At 52.6% G+C, this 21,485-nt stretch carries 23 protein-coding genes and 2 pseudogenes; 7 read left to right on the top strand and 18 right to left on the bottom strand.

Annotated features, from left to right (window positions below; genetic code table 11):
• Positions 1 to 377 precede the first annotated feature (377 nt).
• From ACLGE8_RS20065 to ACLGE8_RS20050, 4 genes are read right to left on the bottom strand one after another with little or no spacing between them, the layout of a single operon-like run.
• The gene (locus tag ACLGE8_RS20065; protein ID WP_411000681.1) at positions 378 to 1,973 is read right to left on the bottom strand and encodes a cyclic peptide export ABC transporter; all 1,596 of its coding nucleotides are present in this window, start codon (positions 1,971 to 1,973) and stop codon (positions 378 to 380) included.
• A 31-nt stretch (positions 1,974 to 2,004) separates the two neighbouring features.
• Positions 2,005 to 4,002, bottom strand: coding sequence for a Fe(3+)-hydroxamate ABC transporter permease FhuB (gene fhuB, locus ACLGE8_RS20060; RefSeq protein ID WP_411000679.1), 1,998 nt, complete (start codon positions 4,000 to 4,002; stop codon positions 2,005 to 2,007).
• Positions 3,995 to 4,852 carry an iron-siderophore ABC transporter substrate-binding protein gene (locus tag ACLGE8_RS20055; RefSeq protein ID WP_411000677.1) on the bottom strand — a complete coding sequence of 286 codons (858 nt, stop codon included), beginning with the start codon at positions 4,850 to 4,852 and terminating at the stop codon, positions 3,995 to 3,997. Before ACLGE8_RS20055 ends, fhuB begins: the two co-directional genes overlap by 8 nt.
• A 2-nt stretch (positions 4,853 to 4,854) precedes the next feature.
• Entirely contained in the window at positions 4,855 to 6,954 is a 2,100-nt protein-coding gene (locus ACLGE8_RS20050; RefSeq protein WP_411000675.1) for a TonB-dependent siderophore receptor, read from the bottom strand.
• A 214-nt stretch (positions 6,955 to 7,168) separates the two neighbouring features.
• On the opposite strand from ACLGE8_RS20050, the gene ACLGE8_RS20045 reads away from it, so the two are divergent.
• The 3 genes and pseudogenes from ACLGE8_RS20045 to ACLGE8_RS20035 all read left to right on the top strand — a co-directional run.
• Positions 7,169 to 7,921, top strand: coding sequence for an AraC family transcriptional regulator (locus ACLGE8_RS20045; protein ID WP_411000673.1), 753 nt, complete (start codon positions 7,169 to 7,171; stop codon positions 7,919 to 7,921).
• A 224-nt stretch (positions 7,922 to 8,145) separates the two neighbouring features.
• The gene (symE, locus tag ACLGE8_RS20040) at positions 8,146 to 8,481 is read left to right on the top strand and encodes an endoribonuclease SymE (protein ID WP_411000671.1); all 336 of its coding nucleotides are present in this window, start codon (positions 8,146 to 8,148) and stop codon (positions 8,479 to 8,481) included.
• A gap of 6 nt (positions 8,482 to 8,487) precedes the next feature.
• Positions 8,488 to 8,706: pseudogene (locus tag ACLGE8_RS20035) on the top strand (type VI secretion system tube protein Hcp); the annotation flags it as partial.
• A gap of 43 nt (positions 8,707 to 8,749) precedes the next feature.
• On the opposite strand, the gene ACLGE8_RS20030 reads toward ACLGE8_RS20035, so the two are convergent.
• Positions 8,750 to 9,268 carry an Hcp family type VI secretion system effector gene (locus ACLGE8_RS20030; protein ID WP_411000669.1) on the bottom strand — a complete coding sequence of 173 codons (519 nt, stop codon included), beginning with the start codon at positions 9,266 to 9,268 and terminating at the stop codon, positions 8,750 to 8,752.
• A gap of 359 nt (positions 9,269 to 9,627) precedes the next feature.
• On the opposite strand from ACLGE8_RS20030, the gene ACLGE8_RS20025 reads away from it, so the two are divergent.
• Both ACLGE8_RS20025 and ACLGE8_RS20020 read left to right on the top strand, forming a co-directional pair.
• On the top strand, positions 9,628 to 10,179 hold the full coding sequence (locus ACLGE8_RS20025) for a hypothetical protein (protein WP_411000667.1): 552 nt from the start codon (positions 9,628 to 9,630) through the stop codon (positions 10,177 to 10,179).
• A 1,082-nt stretch (positions 10,180 to 11,261) separates the two neighbouring features.
• Positions 11,262 to 11,906, top strand: a complete 645-nt coding sequence (locus tag ACLGE8_RS20020; protein WP_235117080.1) for a hypothetical protein — start codon at positions 11,262 to 11,264, stop codon at positions 11,904 to 11,906.
• Between the two features lie 114 nt (positions 11,907 to 12,020).
• Here the strand turns inward: ACLGE8_RS20020 and ACLGE8_RS20015 are convergent, their stop codons facing one another.
• The 12 genes and pseudogenes from ACLGE8_RS20015 to ACLGE8_RS19960 form a co-directional block, all read right to left on the bottom strand.
• Positions 12,021 to 12,362 (bottom strand): TA system toxin CbtA family protein, encoded by a 342-nt coding sequence (locus ACLGE8_RS20015; RefSeq protein WP_235117081.1) that lies wholly within the window; start codon positions 12,360 to 12,362, stop codon positions 12,021 to 12,023.
• 20 nt (positions 12,363 to 12,382) lie between these two features.
• Positions 12,383 to 12,700: a type IV toxin-antitoxin system YeeU family antitoxin gene (locus tag ACLGE8_RS20010; protein ID WP_202693758.1), complete on the bottom strand. Its 318-nt coding sequence runs from the start codon at positions 12,698 to 12,700 to the stop codon at positions 12,383 to 12,385.
• Positions 12,701 to 12,718: 18 nt separating this feature from the next.
• Positions 12,719 to 12,939 (bottom strand): annotated as a pseudogene (locus tag ACLGE8_RS20005) (DUF987 domain-containing protein).
• An 8-nt stretch (positions 12,940 to 12,947) separates the two neighbouring features.
• Positions 12,948 to 13,430 carry a RadC family protein gene (gene radC / locus ACLGE8_RS20000; RefSeq protein ID WP_202693757.1) on the bottom strand — a complete coding sequence of 161 codons (483 nt, stop codon included), beginning with the start codon at positions 13,428 to 13,430 and terminating at the stop codon, positions 12,948 to 12,950.
• Between the two features lie 8 nt (positions 13,431 to 13,438).
• Entirely contained in the window at positions 13,439 to 13,897 is a 459-nt protein-coding gene (locus tag ACLGE8_RS19995) for an antirestriction protein (protein ID WP_235117082.1), read from the bottom strand.
• A gap of 85 nt (positions 13,898 to 13,982) precedes the next feature.
• Entirely contained in the window at positions 13,983 to 14,219 is a 237-nt protein-coding gene (locus ACLGE8_RS19990; RefSeq protein ID WP_202693755.1) for a DUF905 domain-containing protein, read from the bottom strand.
• Between the two features lie 77 nt (positions 14,220 to 14,296).
• A complete protein-coding gene (locus ACLGE8_RS19985) occupies positions 14,297 to 14,707 on the bottom strand; it encodes a hypothetical protein (RefSeq protein WP_284104098.1) in 411 nt (136 codons plus the stop codon).
• A gap of 66 nt (positions 14,708 to 14,773) precedes the next feature.
• The gene (locus ACLGE8_RS19980) at positions 14,774 to 15,211 is read right to left on the bottom strand and encodes a hypothetical protein (protein ID WP_038434461.1); all 438 of its coding nucleotides are present in this window, start codon (positions 15,209 to 15,211) and stop codon (positions 14,774 to 14,776) included.
• Between the two features lie 41 nt (positions 15,212 to 15,252).
• On the bottom strand, positions 15,253 to 15,789 hold the full coding sequence (locus ACLGE8_RS19975) for a DUF4339 domain-containing protein (RefSeq protein ID WP_284104097.1): 537 nt from the start codon (positions 15,787 to 15,789) through the stop codon (positions 15,253 to 15,255).
• 25 nt (positions 15,790 to 15,814) lie between these two features.
• Positions 15,815 to 16,525: a transcriptional regulator gene (locus ACLGE8_RS19970; protein ID WP_131346765.1), complete on the bottom strand. Its 711-nt coding sequence runs from the start codon at positions 16,523 to 16,525 to the stop codon at positions 15,815 to 15,817.
• A 208-nt stretch (positions 16,526 to 16,733) separates the two neighbouring features.
• Positions 16,734 to 17,558, bottom strand: a complete 825-nt coding sequence (locus ACLGE8_RS19965; RefSeq protein ID WP_131346767.1) for a DUF932 domain-containing protein — start codon at positions 17,556 to 17,558, stop codon at positions 16,734 to 16,736.
• A gap of 93 nt (positions 17,559 to 17,651) precedes the next feature.
• Complete coding sequence (locus tag ACLGE8_RS19960; RefSeq protein ID WP_235117086.1) at positions 17,652 to 18,515, bottom strand: GTPase family protein; 864 nt, start codon at positions 18,513 to 18,515, stop codon at positions 17,652 to 17,654.
• A gap of 557 nt (positions 18,516 to 19,072) precedes the next feature.
• Between ACLGE8_RS19960 and ACLGE8_RS19955 the strand changes: the two genes are divergently transcribed.
• Positions 19,073 to 19,621 carry a YbhB/YbcL family Raf kinase inhibitor-like protein gene (locus ACLGE8_RS19955; RefSeq protein WP_235117087.1) on the top strand — a complete coding sequence of 183 codons (549 nt, stop codon included), beginning with the start codon at positions 19,073 to 19,075 and terminating at the stop codon, positions 19,619 to 19,621.
• Between the two features lie 31 nt (positions 19,622 to 19,652).
• Positions 19,653 to 20,465, top strand: coding sequence for a DoxX family protein (locus tag ACLGE8_RS19950; RefSeq protein WP_131346773.1), 813 nt, complete (start codon positions 19,653 to 19,655; stop codon positions 20,463 to 20,465).
• 60 nt (positions 20,466 to 20,525) lie between these two features.
• Here the strand turns inward: ACLGE8_RS19950 and ACLGE8_RS19945 are convergent, their stop codons facing one another.
• Complete coding sequence (locus ACLGE8_RS19945) at positions 20,526 to 21,305, bottom strand: glycine betaine ABC transporter substrate-binding protein (RefSeq protein WP_284104096.1); 780 nt, start codon at positions 21,303 to 21,305, stop codon at positions 20,526 to 20,528.
• Positions 21,306 to 21,485: the final 180 nt, after the last annotated feature.

The raw sequence follows: 21,485 nt of genomic DNA, 5'->3' as shown, positions 1-21,485 counted from the left end.
CAGATTGTCTGATAAATTGTTAAAGAGCAGTGCAACACGGCTTTCGCTCACTGTTGCGAGGTGGCGTATATTACGCTTTCCTCTTTCAGAGTCAAGCGTTTAATTTCGCTTTTCTCTGCCGAGGTTCTCAGGAGAACCTCGCTGATCCGGCGGCTTGTTTGCCGTTGTTCCGTCTCAGTGGGGCCGCATTATAGGGAGTTTCTTCAGGGCCGCAACCCTTAAATTGCAGAAAAATGACTGACTGCTGCAATCCCCAGCAGAACCCCGCCTTATACCCATTTACACACAGAGTTATCCACAAATCTCATCTATTCTTACGTTCTCTGCGTATATCCCCCTTCTTTATATAGAGGGAAAATGGCTTATCGCCCCACCCACTATTCAACAATATGCCCCGACTCCAGCTTGATAATCCGGTCCGCAAGGTGGAAATAGCGATCATCATGGGTGACAGCGATAATGGTTTTCCCTTCAGCTTTTAGCGCCGGCAGGATTTCCTGGTAAAACACCGCTTTGAATTCCGGGTCCTGGTCAGCGGCCCATTCATCACACAGGTAGATCGGTCGCGCTTCCAGCCAGGCCTGCAACAAAGCCAGCCGTTTACGCTGCCCTTGCGAGAGCGCCGTCGTGGAGAAACGCCCAGCGGCAAAACGAACCTTATGGCTGAGCTTTAGCCGTTCGAGTAACGCCCCCACCTGTTCCGCCGTGCGCTCATGCACAAACGCCACGTTATCGAAAAGAAAGAAATCATTGAACACCACCGAGAAGCATTGCCGATATGCCTCCTGTTGGTCATCGGCAACAACCTGGCCGTTTAAGCGCAGCGTTCCTCTGTCGGGCGGATACATTCCCACCAGCAGATTCGCCAGCGTCGTTTTCCCGCTGCCGTTGCCGCCGACGATAAAGACCAGCTCGCCAGGATTAAACGTCAGGTCGAGTGGCCCGAGGGTAAAGCGTTCACCATCCTCCCCCTGATACTGATAGCTCACCTGCTCCAGCGCCAACGAGGTGAATGGCACTTCTGGCAACGGACGCTGCGTCTGCTCCGGCGGTAGCGCCGCCTGAAGTTGCTGCACCCGCTGCATCGCCACCCGCGCGCTGGCGATAGTCGGCAGCGACGACAGCACGCCCTCGACGGGCACAATCATATAAAGGAAGATCATCACGTAGCCGGTAATTGCCGCCGGTTGCAGCATTAGCGCTTCGCGCAGGCCAAACAGCACTAGGCCGATAAACACAAAGAACAGAATACTGCCCCAGCTCGTCGCCAGCCCATACAGGATGTAGCCCCGCGTCCGCTCCCGGCGCACCGCCTCAATATTCTCCGCCAGTTCGCCGTCCACAAAATGCCGCCGACGCGCGGCGTTAAGCCGATATTCGCGCCCGCCGTCGAACAACGTTTTGCATTGTTGGATCAGCGTGTCCTCCCGTTGCCGGGATTGTCGCAGCAGCCCAAGCGCGCGCCCGTGTGCCGCCTGATACCCCAGCGTACCGAGCGCAATGGCTAGTAGCGCCAGCCCCAGCACGCTAAAAGAGAGCGTCGCCAGGTAAATCAGGCACCCGAGGATCACCGCGCTATAGATGAAGAGATTTGGCAGGTTGACGAAAAAGACCACCAGCGTATCGAGATCCTGCGTCAGCACCGAGATAGTCCGCGCCATTCCGGAACGCTCCAGCTGCAGCCAGCGGGTTTCACTCACCCGATGCGTCAACTCACTGCGCAGCCGCGCCTTTACCTTCTGCCCAAGATACATAAAGGTGGTTTGCGAGATAACGCGGCTTGCCAGCATCAGGCACGCCAGCAGCGCAAACTGTATTCCCGGTGCCAGCCAGCCCTGCGCTAGCGGCAGATTCAGACTGTGGTTAATCATCGCCAGCAGCGACGCATTGCTCAGCCCGCTCATCAGCCCGGCAACCACGGCCAGCAGCAGCCAGCCGCCGACCATCCGAAACAACATCAACAACAACGACATGCTCATTCCTTTTTATAGTTTGCTTCTTTTATTACGTCTGATGAGATGACGGCCTGTTTCTGCCACGAATCAGCGGCCAGACCAGCAGCGGCACGCCGATAAGCGATGCCACCAGCCCCACCGGCAGCTGGCGCGGATAGAGCGCATTGCGCCCCAGCCAATCGGCAACGGTCATGATGCAGGCGGAGAGCAGCACCGCGGTGTAGAGCTGCGCCAGTACGCCCTTCACGCCAACCCGGCGCGCCAGATGTGGACCCAGCAGCCCGATAAACGACACCGGCCCCACTAATAAGGTGGCAAGCCCGGTCATCAGCGCCGCCAGCGCCAGCACGCTGAAGCGGGCACGCGGCAGCGAGACGCCTAGCGAACCGGCCACGCTGCCCATCGGCAGCAGCACCAGCCAACGACGAAACAGCGGCGTGATGATCAGCAGCACCAGCGTGGCGACAAACAGCACCTGCGCCAGAGAGGCGCTGATGTAGTAAGTGCTGCCGGTCATCAGCGGCAGCAACACCGCGCTGGCGGAGAGGTTATTGAGCATCACGATACTCACGGCGGCCTGGCATAGCGCATTCAGCGCCAGCCCGTTAAGCAACACGCGCTGAGGGTTAAACGCGCTGCGTCGGCTATTCCACATTGTCAGTAACAAGCTGATCAGCGCTCCCGCCAGGCTGCTTAATAGAAGAAAGGCGCTGCCCTGAGTGGGAAACAGCAGGATATAGACGGTGACGCCCATCGCCGCACCGCCACCGATACCCAGCACTTCCGGGCTCGCCAGCGGGTTGCCGCTCACGCGTTGCATCAGTACCCCCGCGCCCGCCAACAGCGCCCCGGCACTGATGGCGGCCAGCAGGCGCGGCACCCTGAGCGGCAGCAGTTGCGTCAGCTCCTCATGGCTTGCCCAATGCCAGTGCCCAAGGCCCAGCCCAAGACAGAGTGAAACCACAATGGCGATAAGCAGTACGGCAGCGGCGAGCCACGGCACCCAGCGGTGGGTTGAGGCATCCGCCGTCAGTGGCGACGGAGAAGTATCCGGAACATGTTGTCGGGCATGACGCGCCAGCAGGATCAACAGCGGCCCACCAGTCAGCGCGGTCAACATGCCCACCGGCAGCAACTGGCCGTTCAATAGCGAAACCCGGGACACGCAGAGGTCGGTAAACCACAGCAGCCCCGCCCCGGTGAGCGCACTGTGCAGCATCAACTGACGCGACGTGCGCGCACCGCCAAAGCGGGCAAGGTGCGGCGCGGCCAGGCCGATAAAACCAATCACCCCGACGGCATTGACCACCAGCGCGCTCATCACCAGTGCCAGCAGCACCGCCGCGCTGCGAATTTTCAGCGGCGAGGCGCCCAGGCTACTGACCATGGTTTCCGGCAGTTGCAGCAGCTCCAGCGGTCGCCATAAAAATGCCAACGCCAAGAGGCAAAGCGCCAGCCAGGGCAGCAGCGACATCAGCAGATGACTGTCTTCCTGCGCCAGCGAACCGCCGCCCCACATCAGCACGGTCAGCAGGAAACGGTCATTGATGATGGCGATAAGCATCGTCAGCGCGCCGCACCACAGGTTGATCATCATCCCGGCCTGGATCATCACTAAAGGCGAGAGCCGCTGCCGCCAGCTCAGCGCCAGCACCAGCACCAGCAGCAGCGCGGCCAGTTCCCCCGCGACCACCACCGCCATTTTGGCTTCGGTCAGTAGTAGCGGGAACCAGAGCGATGCTAGCCCCAGCGCCAGCGTCGCGCCGGAGGTCATCCCGAGCGTAATCGGCTCCGCCAGCGGATTGCGCAGCGCCCGCTGCATCAACCAGCCGCAGAGCCCGAGCGTCGCCCCACCAATAATCGCCATACCCTGCCGCGGCAGCCACATGCTGTGCAGAATAATCGCCGTGGGCTGAAGGTTATTGGCATACAACAGCGCCCGCAGGCCACCTTCGCGCTGCACATCGCTACCGGCGAGCAACAGCGCCGCCAGCCACAGCAGCGTGATGAGCCCCCATGAGAGACGGCGGGAATAGGGTTCATGCATCGCGCCACCCCGCAACAAAGGGATAGAGGATATCGGCGAAGCGCCCGGCGGTAATCAGCGCGCCGGTATCGCTAATCGGCTGTTCAATCACCGCCATCGGATACCGCGACGTCACCGGCAGGCGCTGCCACAGTGCGCTCTGCCGCCATCGGGCGACGGCATCACGCTTGTCGTCATCGACCAGCAGGATAAGCCGGGCATCCACCGTGGCAATGCGGGTCAACTCCACCAGCACCGTCCCTTCCGCCCCACGGCTCCCCTGCCAGGCATGGCGCAGGCCGCAAGCGGCCAGCACATCGCCAGGCAAACTTCCCGGGGTGTAGAGCCACAGATGCAGCGCATCAACGGGCGTGGCGCAGAACACCGGTTGCCGCACCGTCTGGGCAACCTTGCGCACGCGGGCTAGCTGCGATTGCAGATTATTGAGCAACACCTGCGCCTGCGTTTCTCGTCCGAAGACATCACCAAGCTGACGCGTAGCATCTATAAAGGAAGCAAGCCCGTGGGTGGGTAGCGTCAGCGTCGGTGCGATTTTTTCCAGCGCGGGCTTCAGCAACGTATGTTGAGGGGTTATCACAATACGGTCGGGCTTTAAGGCATACAGCGTTTCGAGGTTCGGCTGGAACAGCAGCCCTAAATCCTGCACCGTTGAAGGCAACACAGGCTGCGGGATCAGTTTGCGATACCAGTCAGGCGCCGAGACGCCAGCAGGCATGATACCGAGCGCGAGGATCATCTCCGTCAGCCCCCAGTCCAGCACCGCCAGCCTTTGCGGGGCCGCAGCACTCCCGGCCCACGACATCGCGGGAGCCAGCAGCGCTGCGGTTAATAACGTGCGTCGTGAGAGCATCGTTACCACTTGTAGCTAACGGTCGCCGTCAGTTGACGTTTCATCGCGTATTCACAGCCGTTGTTCTGGCAGGTGGCGAGGTAGGTTTTGTTGGTCAGGTTCGCCGCGTTCAGCGCAACGCCCCATTCACGCCAGTCGTAGCCCAGACGCGCATCGTAGACCGTCGCCGCCGATACCTTTAGGCTGTTGTCGGTGTTGGCATAGCTGCTGCCGACATAGCGCACGCCGCCGCCGATGGAGAAGCCGTCCAGCGGGCCGCTCAGCGCATACTGCGTCCACAATTTGGCGCTGTTGCGCGCAATACCGACCGGATGTTTGCCTTCGGTGCCATCGTTCGCGCTGATCACTTCCGGATCGGTCAACGCGTAGGATGCCAGAACCGACCAGGCCGGGGTGATGTTGATCTTGCCATCCAGCTCGATCCCGCGAGATCGGATCTCACCGGTCTGCACGCTGTAGTTGGCGTGATCCGGATCCGGCGTCGCGACGTTGGTTTCCCGCAGGTTAAACAGCGCCAGCGTAAACAGCGCATCCAGCCCAACCGGGTCGTACTTCAGGCCCATTTCCGTCTGCTTGCCTTCCGTCGGCTTAAAGCCGTGACCATAAAAATCAGTCGTGCTGCTCGGCACGAACGAGGTCGAGTAGCTGACGTACGGCGCTAAACCGTTATCGAAGTGATACAGCAGCCCGGCGCGCCCGGTGGTCGCATAGTCGTTGCTTTCGGTACGCGCGTCGGTCAGCAGGTTGGTGCTCTTGGTTTTCGCCGCATCGTAACGCCCGGCCAGATTCATTATCCAGTTTGCCCATTCAAGCTGATCCTGCAGGTAGAACCCGGTTTGATCGAGTGTGGAGTGGGTGCTGCTGGTGAAGGCTGGCACTTCAACCGGTACACTGTAATCCGGGTTGAGGTAGTTAATCGGGCTTGCATCACCGTAGCCCGCGCGGCTGCGCACCGAGCTATGCGTCCGGTCAATCCCGGCCAGCAGCGTATGCTGTACCGGGCCAGTTTGCAGATGGAACTCCGCCTGGTTATCCACGGCGAAGTTGACCATGGTCTCCTGCAGGTTCATCGAGTAACGGTCGATCAGCGGTGCATCCACATGAACGCCCCACGGGTAGACCATCAGGTAATCGCCGGTGCTGCTGATATAGCGCAGGTTCTGGCGGAAGGTCACCGTGTCGTTAAAGTCATGGCGGAACTGATAGCCGATGCTGCCCTGCTTGCGCTCATAGCTGTCAAAGCCCGGCTGGCCGCCGTAGAACTTACTGGAGATCTGCCCGTTCGGGTTATAGGTCAGCGTGCCGGAGGTGGGCATCTGGTTGTAGAAGCCGCTGTCCGGGTCTTTACGCAACTGCGCCAGCACCGTCAGGCTGGTGCGATCGCTCGGCTGCCAGGTGAAGGATGGCGCAATGTCGTAATGCTGATAGCGGGTGTGGTCGACCTGCGTTTCGGTATCGAAGAAGGTCCCCGCCACGCGGCCAAGCAGCGTGTTGTCGTCGGTCAGCGGGCCGGTGACATCAAAGCCGGTACCAAACAGGTTGTTGTTGCCGGTGGACATATACACTTCCCCACCCGGCTGGGCCTGCGGAGTTTTGCTCACCATGTTGACCACCCCGCCCGGGTTGGCCTGGCCGTACAGCACCGACGATGGGCCTTTCACTACCTCAATGCGCGACAGCAGGAACGGGTCCCACGCCGGGCGACTCCACCAGGCTTCACGCGGCAGGCGCAGGCCATCGAGATATTCGTCGGCTTCAAAACCGCGCACCACGATAGTGTCAAAACGGGTATCCGGCCCGGCGTTTTCCGATGCCACGCCGGAGACATAGCGCAGCGCCTCCGGAATGTTTTTCGCCGCTTGCGCCGCGATTTGCGCCTGTGTAACGACGGCGATACTTTGCGATGTGCGGCTTATCGGCTGGCTGGATTTCGTTCCGGCAGCCGCGTTGTGCGCCACCAGTGAACTCTCATCATCCTGCCCCTGCGACGGTGCCGCGGCGGTGACCACTATTGTCTGTTCTTTTGTGCTATCGTGACCGTTATCCGCAGTGAACGCTTGCCCGCTGTACCCTGCGATGATCGTACATGCCAGTACTTTCAACGGTTTATCCCTGAAAAGCTTGCCAACCTGATTCATAGCATTTCCGACTGTTATTAGAATTGGATGGAAATGATAATTATTCAAGTTTAAAAGAGAAGCCCTTCCGTGGCAGAATGGCGTTACTGGCCACCAGGATATCGCCACACGGACAAAAGTTGTCTCTAAACGCAGCAGTAAGCATAAATGGTGAGAATCAGACAGAGGGCAGGTGAAGATGACCATTCCACAGGCGATTGAAGGGCTGCGCCAGCTCAAATACGCTCCCGGCAGCGAAGAGCCGGTTCACCAGCACGAGCAGGGGCAGCTGATTTATCCGCTCAGCGGCGTGGCGAAAATCGTCACCCCGCAGCATATCTGGCTGCTGTCGCCCGGCCGCGCAATCTGGCTACCCGGCGGACTGCCGCACGGTCTTCAGGCCGTGGATCACGTGGTGACGCAAAACCTGTACCTTAGCCCGCAGGCTTCCCGCCTGTTTGGCAATCAGTGCCGCGGCCTGGCCGCCACTCCCCTACTCCACACCCTGATTGATGCCGGGCTTGAAGATGCCATTCCCCCAGAGAGGATGGCCCTGCTTCAGGCGCTACTGACCGACGAGCTACAGCGTTTACCCGCCGCCGCACTGTGCCACGTGATCCTCCCGAGCGATCGCCGGGTGCGCCAGGTCTGCGATACGCTTTGCCGCGAGCTGGATCATACCGCGACCCTCGCCTGGTGGGGGCAAAAGGTCGGAGCCAGCGAACGCACGCTGGCACGCCTGTTCCGCGAAGAGACGCACCTGAGTTTTTCCGAATGGCGGCAGCAGATTCGCCTGCTGGAAGCGGTGTGTAATCTGGCGCGCGGCGTGGCGGTGAATACGCTGGCGCAGGAGATGGGCTATGCCAGCGCGAGCGCGTTTATTGCGATGTTCAGAAAGAAGCTGGGGGTGTCGCCGCAGCGGTATATTCAGGCGGCGATGGTGATGTCGTGATTTTATGGTTATCTATTTTTATTATTAATACGGGGACTGTTTTTAATAGATTATATTAATAATGGCTTCCGGTTTTATATTTAATGGCGTTTATTACGTTTTATTTTCGGCTGGCTTTTACTTCCTTTACTGGGTATATTTACAGGTGTTATTTTGCGCGATGCGGGTGTGCGCCAACACGCCCGCATCGCTAATCACAATTGCTATTAAACGGAATAGTAACCATGACTGACATCGATTGTATTGCAGATTTATTTGAACCAGAAGTAGTGGATGGAAATAAGCGGAATTTAACCGTGAGTTATGCGAGCCGCGCGCCAGATTATCATCGCGTTCCGGCGGTGATGATGAAGGGGCAATGGCTGGAAGGGGCGGGGTTTACCACCGGCACGAAGGTTGAGGTGCGGGTGATGAAGGGGTGTATGGTGCTGACGGCGGTGGAAGCCGAAGCTGACGAGGTGCTGGAGACGGCGCGGGTGGTGGGGAAGTTGTCGGTGCGGAAGCGGAGGCAGGTTAGGGAGTTTATTGGGGTGATTGGGGGGAAAGGGAGTCGGGGTTGATAAAGGAAATTAGGTGCCATTGAGTTAAAGGCAGTAACCCATCACCTATCTATTCCAGTGAATGGGAATACCGGAAATCTCACCAGTACGCAAATCCATTCGCCAATCACTCTACAAAAAGAGTTTTATAAGACGACACCGCTTCTGTACAGAGTATTGAGCGAAAGCCAGACATTAAAATCAGCAACGATAAAAATGTATCAGATTCTTGATGCAGGTGTTGAAAGGGCAATACGAGGGGGCGCAATGCCCCCTTTTCATTCAGCGGTTAGGCCTGTTTCTTCTCGTTCCAGGCGTCAGAGTGAAGGATGTTACCGTCTTTATAGAGATGAGTGATTTTCTCATAACTCAAAGAAACATCTTCCATATGTCCTGTACCAGTTACGTTGCGGGTGTCATGCATCAGTGGGCTATGGCTAACCACTTTCACATTTTCCAACGTGATCGTGTAATAAATTTCCTCTTGTCCACTGTAGTTTATTCTGTAGAACTGAAATTCAGCACTTTTAAGTGTTTGGCCTGTTGCAACGACTTTAAACAGATAAGGTGATGAACTATCGATCTCTTTGGTGAAATTAAAAGAACAGTGTTGACGGGAACCAGTAACTTTACCAGTGAGGGGATCTGTAGGGATCACTACGCCATGTTGCAAGCTACGTAGTTCAATGCTTCCGTCCCTTCCGTGAACGTCACAAGATCCCATAATCTGCGATCCGCCATCATCTTTTAAAATTAGGTGAACTGGTAACGAGTTTATGTGCCGTCTTGTTCCTGCGGTTCGGTTCATGCCCTTGCTGCTAACTGTAAAACATTAGCTTAAATTGGCAGTGGATTGCTAAGTACCCGTGTACCAGGCACTTAGCAATACATTTCCAAATCGCCGGAATCATCCGGCACTTCATACGACGCGATGTCTCCCGTCGATTTCTACTGCTAACCATCGCAGTAATGAAACTACGGTATACCCATTAACAGCAATCGTGAAAAAAACTTGTCCACTGCAAACTCACCCGCCCATTAATTGAACTTTACCTATAAAAAATTTAATGCTGCAAACAAAGCAATGTCCACGATCAAGGCCTTAGAATCTGTAGCTGAAGTAAAGTTGCTCAACCTATAAACCAAATGATGATTAGCAACTACACAATGAAAAAAATTATAATTTGCACACTTGTTACTGTTTCTTTAGCAGGTTGCATCCAACGAGGGCATTACAATAATCCGAGCAATCCGTCCGAGGATGCAGCTCAAATGTTGAAAGCCAGCCGTAAAGCCAACGTTGATAACCCAACAGGTATTCCCGACAAGCTTGAAGACATGGAAGCCATGATCAACAACGCATCACGTCATATTAATCGAAGCGCTTTCAGTCCAAGCCAACAGGCTTTGTGTGATGTCAAAATGCCGCAAGATGTGCAAACCATCCTACCTTCCAGGTTTAAATCGGCTGGTGTAACTGATGCAATGATGAAGGACCCTATGTACCAGAGGGCTACAAAACTCTTCGCAAGTATGACTACCGTTGCATGCTATAACGGCGCAGCTGACGCAAAACGCGGGAATATTGATGCCTCGATCGCAAAGCAAGCAACCCTTGCTGAAGCTAGAAAACAGGTTCTAACACAAGACGATGAGATGAGTATAATGGGCATGGAACTTGGAATTAGCGCGTATCATACCGGTTACATATCTAAGTAAGAACGGCATGTACCACAAATGATGGCTGCATGATCAATGTAGCCATTTCAGCAAGGTCAGAGGGATTTAAAATGCTGGAGTTCGTCACTACCTAATGCTACATACTCCCAATCACGCTGACGCATCCGTTCATAATTGGTTCTGCTAACTTTCGTACTTTTTTTCGTAGTATTCTTTTCTACCGAGATTAAGCGCCCGTCAATGACCTTTTGTATTTGCTTTTTGCGCATACACCACCACCGATTAAATTTCATACCAGTCTAATATTTAAGCCACATTTGGACAATAGAAGCCATAAAGCCCCGTTGGTGGTAAGACAACTAGTGGAGCAAAGCGACATCATCATGGTTATGTCAGACAGTGAAGTTTATCAGGATAACCGTGTACCCTTACGGGAGCGTGGCTGAAACGCTGGCAGAGCTTGTATCTGGTATACAAGTACCTTTGACCACCATAAACCTGTTTATCCCCTATGACGTCTCACGACGGCATCATTTCGGAGGCATCGGGCTGAAATGCTATTCACTGAAAGTTTTCAGGATTGTTTTAAGACGCTGGCAACGTCATAAGCTTCAAGTTGCAATCAGATGCGTGTTTGAGCCTGGAAACTACACGCCGATGTGAGTTAATATCCTGATCGCCACTACTAACCACAGCGGCATTTTCTTGTGATGGGATTTACTGCAATTTTCAGTGACAGAGAGTTAAGATATTTATCATAACTAACTGATTTTATTGAAAATAAAGTGATTGGTGCGAAGGCCGGACTCGCCAATGAACAACAATCAACTGAATTTTAAGTAATTAATATATAAAAAATTAATTTTATATACTCACATGTATACTCAATTACTTTCCTTCAAAAATCAGCGTAGTAACATAACGCCTGAATCATCTAAACGATGACGCAGTAATCATACCATCCTTAATAATTTCAGCTGGGAATATTTCTCTTTCCTAGACTGATCCAACAAATAGCACTTACATAGCAATACTCAGCTTCTTGCCTCACTCTGGAAAAAAATCTCCTGTAAACAAATCAATCTGTTATCTTCAGCTCATTTAAGATTAAGAAGGGAAAGATGATGTTCACAATGGTAAAAGATTTGCTCAAGATTCCAGTTATCGCAAGCGTCACCCTTGCCATTCTCGCCGCAATTGCGAAAAAGTATGTCCACTTCAGCCGACGGGATTTCTTTTCTCGTTCTCCCTTAGAGCAGATCGAAGCTGTTAAATGGTTAAGGCAATCAAAACCACCATCTTCAGACCCACTAGATGTGGCTGAACAACAATTCCGCCTTCTATCTTTAGGTCTACATAGGGACAGAGATTTATCCTACAGGCTTGTGGCTTTTCATTCCAGCCACTCTCAAACCTATATTCAATCACTCAAGGCGGTATTACGTTGGCCGGGATTATACGATATCAGCGATGGCAAGATATACCCCCATAGTCATTTGAAGTGGTCTCTACCACTCATGCTTATTTTTATACTGACCATTATGGGTTCAGAAGTAATTAAAAGCTATTCACGTGAAGATGTCAGTCAGTTTATTTTCTTTCTAACTGTCACCTTAGCTACTCTTATTCCATGGTTCTGGATGTTATCCTGTACTCTCAAGATATTCTGCATCAGTAAAAAACTGAACACATACATTCCACCAGTCATTGATGCTGAAAGCGATAAAGAGGATTTCAGTTCAATCCTTAATAATAAATACCCTTAAAACTAGCTATACTTTGTAAATACAAGCGCACCTGCCAATAGTGGCAGGTGCTATGTATGTTAAATAAATTTGGTGAAGACTGGTGATCTAAGTCAAGATGACCGCTCAGAACTCTCACAATACAGCATCATTAAAACTTCTTCGCAATAAACCAATCGCCTGTCGTGCTCGCAGTATATCTACCGCTAGAAGATAAGGTGATTGCTCCTGCCAACCAAACCCTCTGCGATCGATACGAACCAGTTCGTACTTATCTACCAAGAAGTTGACTGCATCGGCCAGGGTAATCCCGGCATCAATATGTTCCTTAATAACAGTTTCATCGCTGAACGGCGTGTCGTTCAGTGTCAGGCCATAGTGCTGTTCCAGCAGGCGTGTCAGTAGCATTTGCCAGACAGCCACTGGAGACAGACAGGGCTTCGCCGCCCGCGAAATTGTAGCAGGTAGAGTTTTCATGCTTGCTCTCTTGAAATTAGTTAGCGTTGAGTGGGATAAACAGCGATATATACGTAGCCGCAACTACCAAGAGTATCGGCTTCGCAGGTAAAACCGTTGTGGTACAGGGTGACACAGTGGGCATGGTGAGGGTTCATTTCACCAGTGGTCAGCATCGATTCCATCTGACTGATAAAATGCGGAAATGCCACGTCCAGTTTAAGACATTCTGCTCCGCTGAATTTACCGGTGATACTTGCTCGGTCAGCCAGATAGTACAGCCGGTTGCCCTCCTGCACCAGCCGTGCTCCCAGGCACGGCGTGATATCCCGCTGCAGGCCCCAGGTGATGTTGCTCATTTATAACGTCCTTTATTGTCAGTTCAAGGTAATACTCATCAGGCAGACATAAGGTCCGCTGGGTCCTGGCGGCGTTCGGCGTATACCGCCAGCACGCCGGAAATGTCAGTAACTACCTTACCGGTGTAATGACAGACACTGCCGTGCCACTGGTATCTGCCGGTGCAGTAGCGAAAAATGCGGGAGGCCGGATGCTGACGGTATATCGTCATCGCCCGGCGTTTACTGATAATTTTCATGTAATACCTCAAAGCAGACCATGTTCGGCGAACGACAATATCTGCGTACCACCGACGACAAGGTGATCAGGCACACGGATATCAACGAGCTGGAGCGCCTGCACCAGACGCTGCGTGATTGCTTTATCTGCCTGGCTGGGGGCGATGTCGCCCGAGGGATGGTTATGCGCCAGTATCACTGCTGCTGCATTGAAATACAGGGCGCGTTTGACTACCTCACGGGGATGTACCTCGGTGCTGCTAATTGAACCGGCAAACAGGGTTTCATGGGCAATCAACTGGTTCTGCTGATTCAGGTACAGCACCATAAACTCTTCGCGCTCCAGCCCCGCCATTTTCAGCTTCAGCCAGTCACGGGCAGCCTGAGTGGAGGTAAATGCCACACCTGTTTCTCGCAGGTGTCGGTCAAGCAGCGTTAGAGCGCGCTTTACCGTGCGTTGTGCGGCTAATGGAAGTGCCGTAGCCTGTGGGATAAGTGACTGTTCCATCATGAGTATCCTTAATCAATAATGCGCAAAATGGCGCTGGATTCTGGGTGCTGCAGAGCGTAATACCGCAGCCGGTAATAGTGTTCAGTCATGGCATCGCATTCGGTGCGACAGGCGTGATGGCTGTATTCAATCAGGCAGACAGCAATACCTGCGGCTTCTGCGCTCATTTCCGCACCATTGCCGTTCATGCCGTTGAACAGATGCCATTTATCGTCCCCCTCAGCATCAGGGACCATAAACGCACCGCCATTGCTGAGCGTGTAAAAGGACCAGATACCACCGCTGTATTCATCACAGAAGCGATCCATCCAGGCGAAAATACGGGGTTCCAGCGCTATCCACTGCGGGATAGCACCAAAGTGCAGCGGCCAGAAATCGAGACGCTGCTCGTCAGGTACTGGTGTTGCAGTGAGGTCAAATTGAGGTTCATTAGCGGTCAACAATTCGCATTGCGTTTGTGTCGTCATGGATATTCTCCGTCAATAAAAACGCCAGCGACGATGGCTGGCGTATGGGAAATAAAGGACATGCAGGGATAATTGATGGGTGCAATCAGGAGGAGGATACTCTGAGGATGCCTGACTTGCGGATATAACGGTTAAGCCCTTCACCGGCATCAGGTTCAAAGCACCACGCCCGCCAGACCATTCGACCTTCAGAGTCACGAACCACCAGGCGGAAGTGGCTACCCAGGTCGTCTTCAATGCTGATGTTGCGATACCGGCGGGTAACCGCTTCGGCCTGCTGTCGGGTAAAAGGTCCCGGTGGCAGCATGTGAGATTCTGGCATTCGGTGTACCTTAAAAACAAAAGCCCCTGACGCAGATGCGTCAGGGGCTGTGGGAGTTGGCATGTGTAGGGGGATTGTCAGTAACCGGTTTGCACCTTATACAGCCTCAGGGTTTTACTGCCCCGGACAATTTTCACATACAGGGCATTATCTTTCGTGCCTCGCACAAAACCGGCCTGCACATCGCCCTTACAGTCACCACCGTCGTAAGGAATATTGACACCGGTCTGGCTCACCAGGTCGATAACCCCGAAGCTTAAGTCCTCACAGGCCGGGCCCGGCAGGTCCTGAATCAGGACAAATTTATGGTCGTCGCTGACACCGGTCAGTGAGCACATGGAGGTATTGATGTCGTTTCCCTGGCACCAGTACTCCTGGCCGGGATTGTCTTTATCCATCAGGCTTGCCGGAAGCTGAGCGGCACCGGCACTGAAGGCGGCAAGTGACAGAATGAGGGCGGGTACAGCAGAGGTCATTATTTTCAGCATGGTTTTCTTCCTGAATTAATCCTGCCCGCTGTCGGGCAAAATGAAGGAGGTTGATATCGGGTGTTATCAGAAGCGGCGGTAACGAAACAGCTCTTTGCCCTGGTAAAGTGCCACCAGGTCGTCATATTCAGGCTTCTTCTGGTTGGGCTTAAAGGTCACTACCGTGCCCGGACGGCACAGGTCTTTTACGGTGAGACCGAATTTCTTGTCCGGAGTAATGGTGAATCCCTTTGACACATCGTTGTGCATGATAGTTATCCAGCCCCACAGGCCGCCTTCGCAGTCTTTAAAAGGTGCTGAACGCACCGTGACCATCCCGCCCTGACGGTCAACAGACATGGCTTCACATTTTCCGGTAACCTGACGATGCGCATCACACCAGAAAATATTCCCGTTGTTGTCATTGACGACTGCAGGTAGCGTTCGGTTATAGGGCTGGGCCTGAGCCCCTGCACAAAGCAGAAGGCTGCCGGTAATGCCCAGTATTTTAATCAGTGTTTTCATTACGTTGGTCCTTAACAGAGAAAGTATCAGGTAGCGGTGATTCAGGCCCATACAGTCAGTGCCAGCATCACCAGCCATACCCAGAAGTAAGCCGGTTTCTGATCGAGGTTTTTCGCCCGACGCCACAAATAGAACGGCACCAGCCAGGCCAGTTTGCCGAACATGGTGGTATCCACTCCGGCCTTACGCAGACGTCGTTCATCGAGATATCCCAGAGCGATATTGAGCAGCAGCGTGATAAACCAGTACTGCCCACCCGAGACGGCATCATATGCCTCGTCAAATGACATCCCGCTCAATCCTGCAGTCCACAACTCCAGCGCGTAGCCAATGAAGGGAGCGAATGCCAGCGTCCACACAACGCCACCCGGAATGCGGTGCCCCGGCAGCGCTGGTGGTGTGGTGCTGTGGAGCAGCGCCGAAGCCAGCGGGGTGGTGGAGACCGGTTGCCACTCTGCCATACCCTGTCGCCATACCAGCGTGGTTGCCGTCAGTTCACCGCGCATAATCAGGCCAGTGATGTCGTCTTCGGTCACATTGTCGTGACGTATGCCATTTTTCTCGTAATGCCAGGTCATTGTTTTTCCTTCTTAACAGAGGCAATTAAATCAGTGTGTTACCCTGCTCCTCCTCAGAGGGCCCAGGAGACAGGACTTCGCGAATACAGCTGAAGTGCGGAAGAGCCCGGATAAAGCCCGCCTGTGTGGTTAACTGGCTGAGACGTTTTCGCGGGGTAAAAGTGGTGTTCAGGACTGTCACCGCATGGATGGTCGCCAGAGGGTGCACGGTGATATGCCCGTTAAGTTCACCGGTGAGGTACCAGCAGCCGTCGAATGAAATCAGTCGGTACGGGGCCAGCCCGTCACAGCGTTCTCCCTCGGCCAGCAGCAGTACCCGCTGGCATGCGGTAATGGCACTGACGAGGCGGTAAAACACCAGCGAGCTGGCCGGTGACACTGACTGTGGGGGTTGCCACACCAGGCAGGGCATCCCCCCTGCAGTGAGCAGCATGCCCGCCAGACGCCGGTCCAGCCCCGGAAAAATATCGGCCAGTCCTGCCCGGTGAGCAAAGGTCAGTGCATCCAGCTCGCCCTGTACGCCTCCACCGGTACTGCGCAGGCGGCACTGCCCCCGTCGATACTCAAGGTCGAGGTACATCAGCCGTTCGCGAAAATCCCGTCGCAGGGTACGGACTGACACACCAAACTCTGCCGCTAATCGGACCATGTTCAGCGTTTCACCTGCAACCAGGCGGCTGATTATCAGTGACAGCCTGACAGCCAGCCGGTCATGACGGCGCTCTGCCTGTGTCATCTTAAATCTCCGAAATAATTAACTGACTGAATATGAAATGATTCTAAAGAGGGGGGCGGACAGGGTATGGACATGGAATGAACTATTTTTTATCTGCCACCGGAGGCAGTCCCGGCGCGGCACACCGTGAAATGCGGTGATAAAACACTCAATCCAATGGAGGTAAAACGGACAGGGAGTGTCCTTTCTCAACATGCTGATAACAAGCTCAGGACTGAAACCCACTCAGCATCGCTTCCGCCATCACCCAAAGAGCCCGGTTGAGCTTCACATCTCCGTCGATACCACGCACGGCGCGGGTATGCGTTCGCCCACCTTTTGCACTCCGGCCACTGAGTCCGCCCTTAATCAGGTTCTCCTGAATACGCTGGTATGTGGTCCACAGATCATTGCTCTCATCCTGCCAACGGCGTGGGGAGAGTATCTGAGGTGCTGTAACCGGCTGGTGGTCCTCACCGAAACGGTACGTCAGTGCAGCCTGTGCCAGAGCCTGTTGTGCAGGTGGCGGCAGCATCAGCGACTGCATGGCATCCCGCTTCTCTTCCACACGGTCGAAAATCCCCAGCACTTCATACGCTCCCTCAATCACCTGACTTACGACATCTCCTTTGTGCGGCACCCGCACCTCGCCAAACGACTCACCGCAGACGAGCCCGTTCTGGCATACCGCACGGAATAATCCCGGCAGCATCTGATACGAACTGGAGCCATCGTGGGAGTTGAGCAGAATAATTTCCGGGACCTGTTTGCCGGTAATTTGCCCCTCCCGACGCAGGCGCAGCATGTGCTTTGTATGCTCACGACGCCCTGGGTCACGCACTCTGGTCTGGCAGGCAAAGAAGGGCTGAAAGCCTTCGCGCTGCAGGTTTTCAAGAATGGTAATGGTTGGTATCCAGGTATATCGTGCGCTGCGTGACGCGTGCTTGTCCTCGCTGAAGACACTGGGCACCACGCTAAACAGCTCTTCACGGGTTAACGGACGGTCACGACGAATAAGGTTTGCTGCGCCAAAGCGCGAAGCCAGACGGCTCATAAACAGACTCCTCATGATGGATAAATAAAGACAAAAAAGCCCTGCCGCTCAATTGCGGCAGGGCTGAGGAAACGATGGGTTAGAAGGGGCAATTCAGAAGAAGAAATTCCAGACTGCCCGGGCGACTGATACCACGATGTCGCGCATAGACTGGATGACTGTCCGAACCGGGGCCGGAATCAGGGGCATGGAGCTTACTGTATCTAGTACCGAGCCGACCGTTTCACCAAAATCGTCACGGGCTTTTTTATTAACAGTGTCAGTACGAAGCGGCGCACTGAGCTGTACCGCTACAGGACTGCTGGCCTCACGCGGCAGACAACGAATCATCCGCTCGGCCATCACCCGCAGTCCCCACTTAGCCCGCACCGACACGGCACACACCGGATGCACGGGCCTGAACAATTCATGCAGCATGCAGATTTTACGGCTGATGTTCTGCTTTTGCTCTGTGGATAATAGCTCTCCACTGCTAGTAGGCTCTGCTTTATCTGCCTGACTGATAACAAACAGCACCTTATGCCGGTAAGCCTCCCCAATCACCTGATTATAAAAGTGCTCATCCACCCCCAGTGCCCGGTCATCAGCCTTAATCAGCCACAGCACCAGGTCGAGGTGGGGAAGCTGTTTGCGGTACAGTGCAGCGTACTCCGTATCCCGGTACTCAGACTCCCCGACACCAGGTAAATCCACTAGCGTCATATTTCTCTCTCCTACCTGCAGGCTAAAACATAATGGTTCGCGGGTACAGGCAACCACATCACTGATCGGTGATACTTCTCCAGCAAACATGGCATTACACAATGAAGATTTTCCAGCTCCGGTTTTACCCATAATGCCTATCACCGGCTCATAACTTATCAGTTTTTGTATCTTCAGCAGCACCTGTGCACTGACCCATGCAGGTAATCCGGAAAGCACTTGTCGCAAAGGCTGAGATGGATCTTTATGTTCCATAACATCTCCTCAGATAAATAAAAAAGCCGGATCGCAAGGATCTGGCCAATAGTTGGGTACGTTCATGGATGTAATATCTATCTGAAAATATTTTAAATCTGTAATCAGCTATCAATTCAATTTTTAAAAATTTCAGTTGTTATTTTAGATAATTCGGTCTAAAACGCAGCCGCGGCAAAAGACGGATTTAAATTTTCGGAATGGAAAAAGCAAATGCGTCAGTTGCAGGCACAACCAATGCCCAGAGAAAATCAGTGCGTGACAAAGGAGCCTACGGCAGAAGATATTCTTACATGACATTTTTTAATTAAGCAGTTCATATCCCTTTACAGAACTCTTTGGGTAAATAGGTTACAACACTATCGCCTGTCGGCAGTTTTTACTTTTTGGGATTATAACGAACCTGAAAAAAACAAGATCTACACCTCATAATTCAAAATATATTGTTCGTTTCAAGTGAATTATTTATTCAGTATTAATAGATAGCAGAACAAAGCCATCCAGCGTTATAAATATATTCCTCACTTGTATTTTAGTTGAATATTTATGGGGGACGTATGAGATTAAGTAAAAAAGTAATGATAGCAACGTTGATTCTGTGGTCCGGGGTATCATCAGCAACGGGATATGCTGCCAGACTGACGTTGAGAAGTTCGGTTTTGCATAATGGTGAAAATATCTCTGTTGATTTAATGGCAAATGATTTCGGATGCAAAGGGAAGAATATCCAGCCTGAATTATCATGGCAATCGTCCCCTGAAGGGACACGCAGTTATGCCATCACTTTATACGATAAAGATGCTGATACAGGCAGTGGTTTCTGGCACTGGATGTTAATTGATATTCCCGCAGCACGCAATCATCTCTCACGAAATGAAATACCGGATGGCGCAACAATAAAAGCAAATGATACCGGCAAGCGCAATTATCTCGGTCCTTGTCCTCCCGTGGGAAAAGTCCATTCTTATATTTATACACTACACGCTCTTGATGTTGAAAAACTCGATGTACCGGATAATTCAACCGCACCACTGACCGGATATTTTATTAATCAACATACACTTGCCACATCCACACTTACGCTCAAAGTTGTCAGAAATCAGTGACCATTAGTATTTCTTAACAGGCGGCAAATAAATGAAAGCTAAAATTTATTATTTAACCTTTATTACCGGGCTGATTTCTTTTATCGCATCGGTGACATACCTGAATCATTTCGATGGGACATGGTCTGCAATCGTGATGGTTTTGTTTTCATTCCTGATCCCACTGACAGCACTCTTATGGCGTAAAAACCGCCTGATAAGTTTTATGTTAACGTTATTCTTTACGTTGATTGTTGTGCGAAATGCAGATCAGCATGACTGGTCACGGGTGGGTTGGTTAACCGCCATCACATTCATTCCTCTGCTGCTCCAGGCCATCATTATCTTCAGGGAGGGGATACGTCAATATGGTCACCAGGAGGTCGCACTCTCCTTTTTAAGAATGTTTGTTGGATTTAATTTCCTGACGCATTGTACTGAAAAACTGTTTTTGTCGCATCATGATGCCGGTCTGGTTGGTTTCTTTCAGAATGTCGTGGGTATGCATACTTTCGGTACCGTGCTCAGTGAAAACGTTGCCGTTACAATGATTATTCTCGGTGGGCTCGCTGAATTCACAGCAGCAGTATCGATTGGTTTCGGTTTTCTGACCCGTGCTGGCGCGTTTATTGCAGCAATTTATCTTATTGCGGCCGAGTTAATGAGTGGACATTTTGGTATCGGTTACACATGGATGATGCCAGGTGGCGGCTGGGAATTTCCCTTCTTTTATTTTATGGTCACTATTCCGTTTTTACTGCCTAATTCCGCAGGTAAATTGTCACTGGATTTCGAATGGAAAACGGCGTTCCAGCCCATCATTAATCTCTTCTCGGGCGTGGATGCCAGTTTAAAAGACCGCTAATTAAAGACAGTTTGCAACGGCGAGCCTGCTCGCCGTTTTTTTGTGCTCTCCCACAACAGGCTATTCCTGATAGTGGTGTTGATGCCAGATTTCAGCGGCCTGACTGGGTGTTTTATTTTGCCGGCAGATGAGATAATCCAGCTCGCTGATGACGGTATTACCGGGTGATAAAGCCTGAAGCTCAGCAAGTAACTGGGGTTCGAATATCTCTGTTATCGATTTGGACGCTATCAGCGTAGCTTCATCCTGTCCGCCAAGTAACCCTTTTGGCTCTTCTAATGCCCGGATGGTATATCTGTGATGCAGGAACTGCGGATGCCACAAGGGAATAACGAGCCAGCGCTGTTCGCTGACAGCCTGCTCAAAAGTGCTGTAGCACGCCGATTCACTGCCATTTTCAAAATAATAACCGGAATCGGAAAGTTGATATTCCTCGATCATTGTACGAGAAAAACGGCTGATCCCGGCCCCCGGGTTAATACCCAGGATCCGTTTTTCCATTTTTAACAGGACATCGGGTCTGAGTAAGTCTTCAACAGAGGTCACATCGCTGACGGGGACATAATCAGGGACTCCCCATATACAGTAAGGATGATACAGGACTGTTAATTTAACCGTATTATCCTGATAAGGGGCCAGATAGACATCGTGGCTGGCAGGAAGCCAGGCTGAAACGAGCATGTCCACTTCTCCTTTCCCATAGCGCTTAAACATCTCTTCATGAGGGCTGGCTGTCATTTCAACCTGCCAGCCATATTTTTCAAATACAGTACAAACCAGCGCTGCACTGGCCGCGTGGAAACTTAAATCAATATGACCGATACGAAGTGTTTTTTTCATGCTCGTCCTCAAAGGAATAGAGTGGGATAAAAAAAACGCTATGCTGTATTAGCCATAGCGTAAAAGTAACATTTCTGTTACTACGTCGAACTTTAATACCGGGGCGCGGCTGAATGATATTTTTGATTCAGTATGCGGACTCACGGGAACCATCACCAACAGAGCAAATCCGCTCTGGTC

Origin of the sequence: Kluyvera sp. 142486, assembly GCF_046569695.1 — a bacterium.
In the GTDB taxonomy this organism is placed as follows: Bacteria; Pseudomonadota; Gammaproteobacteria; order Enterobacterales; family Enterobacteriaceae; genus Kluyvera.
Note: the sequence above shows the minus strand (reverse complement) of the source record. Positions and strands in the feature narration are given on the sequence as shown.

Bases quoted from the DNA above. Each gene is read 5' to 3' on its own strand.
- ACLGE8_RS20045 (WP_411000673.1), top strand. From the start codon at position 7,169: ATGACCATTCCACAGGCGATTGAAGGGCTGCGCCAGCTCAAATACGCT.
- ACLGE8_RS20055 (WP_411000677.1), bottom strand. From the start codon at position 4,852: ATGCTCTCACGACGCACGTTATTAACCGCAGCGCTGCTGGCTCCCGCG.
- ACLGE8_RS19965 (WP_131346767.1), bottom strand. From the start codon at position 17,558: ATGAGCCGTCTGGCTTCGCGCTTTGGCGCAGCAAACCTTATTCGTCGT.
- fhuB (WP_411000679.1), bottom strand. From the start codon at position 4,002: ATGCATGAACCCTATTCCCGCCGTCTCTCATGGGGGCTCATCACGCTG.
- ACLGE8_RS19985 (WP_284104098.1), bottom strand. From the start codon at position 14,707: ATGCTGAAAATAATGACCTCTGCTGTACCCGCCCTCATTCTGTCACTT.
- radC (WP_202693757.1), bottom strand. From the start codon at position 13,430: ATGATGGAACAGTCACTTATCCCACAGGCTACGGCACTTCCATTAGCC.
- ACLGE8_RS20020 (WP_235117080.1), top strand. From the start codon at position 11,262: ATGATGTTCACAATGGTAAAAGATTTGCTCAAGATTCCAGTTATCGCA.
- ACLGE8_RS20030 (WP_411000669.1), bottom strand. From the start codon at position 9,268: ATGAACCGAACCGCAGGAACAAGACGGCACATAAACTCGTTACCAGTT.
- ACLGE8_RS19960 (WP_235117086.1), bottom strand. From the start codon at position 18,515: ATGGAACATAAAGATCCATCTCAGCCTTTGCGACAAGTGCTTTCCGGA.
- ACLGE8_RS20015 (WP_235117081.1), bottom strand. From the start codon at position 12,362: ATGAAAACTCTACCTGCTACAATTTCGCGGGCGGCGAAGCCCTGTCTG.
- ACLGE8_RS19980 (WP_038434461.1), bottom strand. From the start codon at position 15,211: ATGAAAACACTGATTAAAATACTGGGCATTACCGGCAGCCTTCTGCTT.
- ACLGE8_RS19970 (WP_131346765.1), bottom strand. From the start codon at position 16,525: ATGACACAGGCAGAGCGCCGTCATGACCGGCTGGCTGTCAGGCTGTCA.
- ACLGE8_RS20025 (WP_411000667.1), top strand. From the start codon at position 9,628: ATGAAAAAAATTATAATTTGCACACTTGTTACTGTTTCTTTAGCAGGT.
- ACLGE8_RS19975 (WP_284104097.1), bottom strand. From the start codon at position 15,789: ATGACCTGGCATTACGAGAAAAATGGCATACGTCACGACAATGTGACC.
- ACLGE8_RS19995 (WP_235117082.1), bottom strand. From the start codon at position 13,897: ATGACGACACAAACGCAATGCGAATTGTTGACCGCTAATGAACCTCAA.
- ACLGE8_RS19950 (WP_131346773.1), top strand. From the start codon at position 19,653: ATGAAAGCTAAAATTTATTATTTAACCTTTATTACCGGGCTGATTTCT.
- ACLGE8_RS20065 (WP_411000681.1), bottom strand. From the start codon at position 1,973: ATGTCGTTGTTGTTGATGTTGTTTCGGATGGTCGGCGGCTGGCTGCTG.
- ACLGE8_RS20010 (WP_202693758.1), bottom strand. From the start codon at position 12,700: ATGAGCAACATCACCTGGGGCCTGCAGCGGGATATCACGCCGTGCCTG.
- ACLGE8_RS19955 (WP_235117087.1), top strand. From the start codon at position 19,073: ATGAGATTAAGTAAAAAAGTAATGATAGCAACGTTGATTCTGTGGTCC.
- ACLGE8_RS19990 (WP_202693755.1), bottom strand. From the start codon at position 14,219: ATGCCAGAATCTCACATGCTGCCACCGGGACCTTTTACCCGACAGCAG.
- symE (WP_411000671.1), top strand. From the start codon at position 8,146: ATGACTGACATCGATTGTATTGCAGATTTATTTGAACCAGAAGTAGTG.
- ACLGE8_RS19945 (WP_284104096.1), bottom strand. From the start codon at position 21,305: ATGAAAAAAACACTTCGTATCGGTCATATTGATTTAAGTTTCCACGCG.